The following is a 6,485-nucleotide window of genomic DNA, read 5'->3' as shown; positions in this document are numbered from 1 at the left end:
GGTCACGTCCATCCGTGACCCGGGCGGGGGCGCTCGGCCCCGGCCCGCCGCCGACCGCCCTGCCGTGGCCCCGGGCCCGCCTACCGGCCCCTACCGCCTTCACCCTCCCAGTACCGCCACCAGCTGGGTACGCCGGGCGATCCGCAGCTTCCGGTAGGCGTTGGTGAGATGGGTCTCCACGGTGCGGCGGGTGAGACACAGCGCGGAGGAGATCTGGGCGTTGGTGTGCCCCGCCGCCGCCAGTTTGGCCACGCGCCGTTCGGCGGGCGTCAGCGCGTGCCCGCCGTTCCTGTTGCGCACCCCGCCCTCGCGCAACGCCCCCGCCGTCAGGTCGAGGAGGCGACCGGCGGCGGGCGCCTGCCCGGCCTGCGGAGCGGGCGCGGCCAGCCGCAGGGCCACCGCGTGCGCCTCGCGCAGCGTGTCCCGGCCCTTGCGGCCGTTGCCCGCCCCGATGTGGGCCCGGCCGAGATCGGCCAGGACCTCCGCGAGTTCCACCGGCGCGCACCCCGCCCTGAGCAGTTCGGCGCCCTCGGTCAGCGAGCACAGGGCCAGCCTGCCGCCCACGGCCGCGGCGTACGCCCGCAGCGCCCGGCCGACGGTGCGCGCGGTGCCCCAGGTCCGGGCGTGGCGCAGTTCCTCCTCGGCGAGTTCGCGGGCCTCCTCCCGCCGCCCCAGCCGCACCAGGGCCAGCGCCGCCCCGGAACGCCACGGTGTGGCGACGGGGCTGACGAAGCCGTGGGCGCTCTGGCCGGCTCCGCAGGCCAGGTAGTCGTCGAGGGCCGCCTGCCAGCGGCCGTCCGCGGCGTGCAGCAGGGCCCGTGCGTAGCTGAGCTCGTTCCACTCCCAGGAACTGTCGTTGCCGCCCGGTCCGGCCAGTGCCACGGCCTCCCACGCCCCGGTGCGCCGGCCGCTCTCGTGCCGGGCGGTGGCCACCATGGCCGCCAGGTGCGGCAGCCGGACGCCCTGTCCGGCGGTCGCCTCCACCAGGGGGGCGTTCTCGGCGATGACGCGGTCGAACTCTCCCGCCCACAGCGCGGCCTCGGCCCGGACGCTGAGCAGGCACTGCAGGCCCACGTCCGTCAGGTCCGGGGGAGCGGGCGGGGCGGGCAGGCACAGGCCGGCCAGCCCGCGCGCCTCCTCCAGGCAGTCCGCCCACTGCAGCAGGGTGGCCGCGCTGCCGAGCCAGGCGGTCCGCAGGCGCGGGTCCACCGGGGCGGCCAGCCGCGGGCGCACCCGGGCGAGCGCCTCGGCGGCCGAGCAGAGGCCGGCCCCGGCCTCGTACTCGGTGATCAGGCCGCACACCAGCGGCTCGATGCCGGGCGGCGCGGTGGGGGCGAGCGCGCGCAGGCCGGCGACGGCGCCGCGCCAGGCGTCGTTGTCGTGCGAGGAGACGAGCGCGGCGAGGGCCTGCAGCACCTGGACGAGTTCGCCGTCATCGGCCCCGCGGCCGGCCTGGTGGAGGACCCGCAGCGCGCTGTCGGGATCGCGGCCCGCCACGAGGGCCGCGCTCAGGGCGGTCGCCGCCCTCGCCCGCTCCCGCAGATCACTGTGCAACTCCACTCCGGTGTGGAGCCTGCGGATACCGGCGGTCGCGTTGTTCGCGAGCTCCAGGGTGCCCAGGCGCATGGTCAGGGCCGCACGCCGGTCCGGATCGAGCGGCCCGCTCAGGGCGTGGCGCAGATACGCGGCGGACTCCGCGACACGGCCGGCGCGTACCGCCTCCTCGGCGGCCTCGGCCAGCGAGCGGGCCATCCACACCTCACCGGGCCGCTCCACGCGCAGCAGCCGGGAGGCCACGGCGGTCGCCGGCGCACCGCTCTCGTCGAGCAGCTCCGCGATGCGGGTGTGCAGCGCCGCGATCTCCCGCGGCTCGGCGGCGGCGAGCACGGCCTCCCGCGCCAGGGGGTGGCTCAGCAGCCTGTCCAGACGGCGCACCGACCGCTCGTCCGGCGAACGCCTGGACGAGCAGAGACCGGCGAGCTGACGGCGAAGCCCGGGATCGCCCGCCACCCCTTCCTCGGCCGCGACGGCGAGAGCCAGACAGGCCTGGCGCAGACACGGATCGACCCCCCGCCCCAGCCAGTCGGCGATCGCCTCGCGATAACGGCTGCGCGAGCGGGCGGCGGGCGGGCGGGGCAGCGGCCCGTCACCGAGGTCGGCGACGAGCGCCCGCACCAGCGCCGGGTTCCCGGCCCCCGCCCCGACACACGTCACGACGTCCTCCCGGCCCAGGTCGGCACCCCGGGCGATACGCACGACCGCGGACACACTCAGAGCGCGCAGGACGACCGACACACCCGCAGGAGAAGGGAAGGGCCCCGGACCGGACGGGTCGCCGCACTCGGTGACTACCAGCAGGACGGGAATCTCGGCGATCCGGCGGGCCAGATAGCCGATCCACCGCCGGGACGGCTCATCGGCGTGATGGAGGTCGTCCACCGCGATCAGCACCGGCCGCTCGGCCGCCCAGCGGGCCAGCCGCGTCACCCACCGGTGGAACAGCCGCTGCTCGTCGGGCCCGGCCGGCACCGAGAACGGAACGGCCCCGTCGTCCGCGAAGAGTTGCCGCACCAGCCCGAACGCGAACCCCGCCTCCTCCGGCACCCCGCGCACCCGCCCCACCCGCATGGCACCGCCGCCCGCCTCCTGCCGCACCACCGCCTCCAACGCGGCGCTGCGCCCCATGCCGGCCACCGGTGCCGAGAGCAGGATCCAGCGCCCGCCGCCCGCCCGCGCGGCCGCCCCGGCCGCCGCGGCCGCGTCCAACACCTCGTCGCGCTCCAAGAGCATCCGCGCTCCTTCCCCTTCGTCCTGTCCGTCCCGCGACGCCGCCCCGGGCCGTGCGTCACCCGCCCGGACACCGGCTTCCGCGGCGATACCGCGGCCCCGGTGTGATCTTCACCCCGGGGCGACGCACGTCAGCCCGCCGCACGAAAAACGGCGCGATCGCGTTCATGACAGAGCTTGATCCCGCCGCTTTTATCACGTTTCACCCACGAACTTTCCACCCGCGACAGCGACACAGCAGCAAACACCCACCCGCGACCACCGGCCACCATCCGCGCCCCAGTTCGTGCCGACACGGACCGCGCCCCCCAACGCACCACACCGACCGACAACCGGGACCCCCGCGATTCCCGACCCCACAACCCCTCCCGGACACCCCATTCCAAACGACGCGGACTAATCCGAGACCCACGCCAGCACATCCACCCACCATGACGAATCCCGCTAACCCCCGGCTAATGCCCACGCAACACACCGGACCCCACCACCACCAGCCACCCCGAACCCCGCCCAACACCCCCCAGCCACCGCCGCCACCACACCCCGAACACCAGATGTTCCAGGGCTAAGAGCACCTCCGCCAACGAACAACCCGAAAGCCAAAAACCCCATGGAACAGCCACAAAGACAAGGCCCCACCACCACCGAAGAACCTCAATTCCAGGGTTAAAAATGGACTAGTGTAGGGCGAGGAGGTGGAGTTCCGATGCCCACACAGGACGAACTGTTCGCAGCAGTGGACGCACTACTGAACGACCCAGGCCCACAACTGCCGGAGCCAACCGAAAGAGCACGCCTCCGAGAAGCCGCCGGAGTCACCCAAGCGCGACTGGCCCAGGTACTGAAGTCAACGGTGCAATCCGTGAAGAACTGGGAAGCCGGCCGCTCCGAACCGAGGCCACCACGCCTGGAAGCCTACGCACGCCTCCTCGAAGGCTGGGCCCAACAGCACCCCACCCCCGCCCCCGCAGCCCGCACAGTCGAAGAAGTCCCGGCCGCCTTCGCCCCAACCCCCACCCCCACAAAGGCCGAGCCCAAACCCACCACCGACGACACCGCGAACCCGGACGACGACAGCCCCCGCCCCGACCGCATCCCGCCAGAACAACCAGCCGAACAACCACAACCGCTGCGCCCCGCCGCCCGCCCCACACCACACAGCGACGCCCAATACCCCCACGGCCCACTCGCAGTACTGGACGACGACGGCACCGCCTACGCAGTCGGCGGCCTACTCCTGGACTGCCCCGCCACCACACTCGCACAACTGGTCACCTGGGCCCTGACCGAATCCGGCCTGGGCACCCCACGACTGCACCGCAACGGCAAGGACTCCGACCCCCTGATCGTCCTCACCGCCGCCGCCGCCCAGAAACTCGGCCTGCCACCCACCCTGGACGACGACCCGGCCACCCGCCGCACCCAGCGCCTGCCCGACGACCACAAGATCGTCAAAGCACTCGCCCGCTCCAAATGGCAACTCACCCGCCGCGGCTTCGGCCCCTGGGCCCGCATCTACAAGCCCGTCAAAGACGGCCGACGCCAATGCGTACAACTCGCCGTCCTGCCCTGGCGCGCCCTGGACACCCGCGCCTGGGGCGACGCCGCCCACCTGCCCGCCCCCGACCTCGCCCGCGTCCTCGGCGTCTACGCCCAACGCGTCATCACCCCCCGCGGCTCCAGCGCCACCAGCGGCCTGGAACTGATGACCGCGCTACGCCCGCCCACGAGGGCGGTACGCGACGAGCAGAGCGGCGGGTGGGTGTCCGGACCGAACCCGGGCGCGCTGACCGAAGTCGTCCAGGCAGCGCCGCCGGAGGTCCCGCCGGAGCACCCCGCCGCACAGGGCTGGACGGGCGGCTTCCTGGACGAGGAGTCCTACCAGTGGATCCGCCCGGTCGAGACCCTCTCCGAAGCGGAGATGATCGAACCGTTCGCGGTCGGCATCGACATCAACACCGCCTACCTCGCCGCCGCCGCCCGCCTCAACGTCGGTCTGTCCGGCCCGTTCCACGTCACCAACCCACACTTCGACAAAAAGACCCCGGGCAGCTGGTTCGTCGACCTGTCCCACATCCCCACCGACCCCCGCCTGCCCAGCCCGTTCGCCCCGACCGGCACCCCCCCCACCGGCCCGGCCTGGTACACCACCCCCACCGTCGCCTACGCCCAGGAACTCGGCCACGACGTCACCCCGACCGAGGCCTACCTGCGCGAGCACAGCGGCGCCTACCTCGACCCCTGGCACGACCGCCTCCGCGAGGCCTACGTCACCACCATGGCCGAGGCCGGCATCCCCACCGACAAGGACACCGACGAACGCGCCTTCCTCGCCGCGATGACCGCCCACCGCCTCCTCAAGAACGCGGGCACCGACCTGGACGCGCTGCGCGCCGCGCTCGCCGCCGAGGGCCTGGGCCACCTGGCCGCGATGGGCGACGACCAGCTCGCCTCGGCCACCTGGCGCCACCACCAGATCGCCATGGTCCTCTCGGCGGTGAAGTCGACGGTGAAGTTCGGGATCGGCAAGCTGCGAGAGCGCCCCCAGGGCCTGACCTACAAGCCCGGCGAGCCGTGGCCGGCGCTGGAGCGGGAGACCTGGCGCCCGGACATCCGGGCCGCGGTCATCGCCAAGGCCCGCGTCAACATGCACCGCAAGATGGCCAACGTGGCGAAGGCCAACGGCCGTTACCCGCTCGGTGTCAACAACGACTGCGTCGTCTACGCCTCCCCGACCACGGACCCGCTCGGCTTCCTGCCGCTCACCGGCTCCGGCAAGGTGCTGCCCGGCACCTTCCGCCTCGGTGCCACCCCCGGTCTGGCCAAGGTCGAGGGCATCCAGCAGATGCTCACCGTCGTGGACTGGCTGGAGCGCGACCAGCCGATCAACCCGGCCCGCCACATCAAGGGCTACGACAGCAGCACCATCGAAGGGAAGTAGGAGGCTGTGGAGGAGATCACCGACGCGATCGACCGGGCCGCGCCCGAGCACTTCACCAAGGCGCCGCCCAAGAGCGCGCAGGCCCAGATGCGGCTGCTCGCCAAGGCGGCCAAGGGCGACACCGCCGCCCTGGCGGCCCGGCTCGGCGTGAGTCGCCGCACCGTCGAGCGCTACCTCGCCGGCCAACGCAAGACCCCCAGGGCCGCACTGCGCGAAGCCCTGAAGCGCGAGGTCCAACGAGTGTGGCAGCCCGGCATCCGCCGCCGGGCCCGCAAGAAGGCCGCCACCAGCACGGGCATCACCGTCGAGGTGTGGGCCTACTTCGGCTACACCGCCCCCGTCGGCACCACCGACGAGGCCCGGCTACGGCACCTGACCGTCCACCTCCCACCCGCCTACGCCGGCCGCCTCTTCACCGCCCAGGACCAGGGCGCCGGTGACCAACAGATGCGCGCCATCATGGCCGAGGGATTCCAGGAAACCTACTTCAAGGACGGCGGACGCGCCGCCGGACTCGAAGTCGAGTTCACCGGAATCCAGGCGATCGACGTCCAGTACTGACACCAGGCAGGAACACTGAACCTACACAGTGCATCATTACGATGCATCGAAGCGGGGGGGGGGGGCCGCCCGCGGGGGGGGGGGGCCCCCCCCCCCGCGCCGGGGGGGGGGGGGGGGGGGGGGGGGGGGGGGCCCCCCCGGCCCCCCCCCCCCCCCCCCGATGGGCTCTTGGGCCCCCTCGAAGGTGGAACCGAGG

The 6,485-nt window shown here is 73.5% G+C and carries 3 protein-coding genes; 2 read left to right on the top strand and 1 reads right to left on the bottom strand.

Features of this window, described 5'->3' with window-relative positions; genetic code table 11:
* Positions 1-99 precede the first annotated feature (99 nt).
* Positions 100-2,790, bottom strand: a complete 2,691-nt coding sequence (locus tag ACFV6I_RS36115; protein ID WP_380430189.1) for a LuxR C-terminal-related transcriptional regulator — start codon at positions 2,788-2,790, stop codon at positions 100-102.
* Positions 2,791-3,493: 703 nt separating this feature from the next.
* Between ACFV6I_RS36115 and tap the strand changes: the two genes are divergently transcribed.
* On the top strand, positions 3,494-5,728 hold the full coding sequence (gene tap / locus ACFV6I_RS36110; RefSeq protein ID WP_380430187.1) for a telomere-associated protein Tap: 2,235 nt from the start codon (positions 3,494-3,496) through the stop codon (positions 5,726-5,728).
* 6 nt (positions 5,729-5,734) lie between these two features.
* The gene (tpg, locus tag ACFV6I_RS36105) at positions 5,735-6,289 is read left to right on the top strand and encodes a telomere-protecting terminal protein Tpg (RefSeq protein WP_380346369.1); all 555 of its coding nucleotides are present in this window, start codon (positions 5,735-5,737) and stop codon (positions 6,287-6,289) included.
* The last annotated feature ends 196 nt before the right edge of the window (positions 6,290-6,485 follow it).

The organism is Kitasatospora sp. NPDC059803, from assembly GCF_042732255.1.
GTDB lineage: Bacteria > Actinomycetota > Actinomycetes > Streptomycetales > Streptomycetaceae > Kitasatospora.
The sequence above is the reverse complement of the archived record's forward strand: the minus strand, read 5'-3'. Positions and strand labels throughout refer to the sequence as shown.

Coding starts and splice junctions, on each gene's coding strand:
- ACFV6I_RS36115 (WP_380430189.1), bottom strand. CDS start 2,790: ATGCTCTTGGAGCGCGACGAGGTGTTGGACGCGGCCGCGGCGGCCGGG.
- tap (WP_380430187.1), top strand. CDS start 3,494: ATGCCCACACAGGACGAACTGTTCGCAGCAGTGGACGCACTACTGAAC.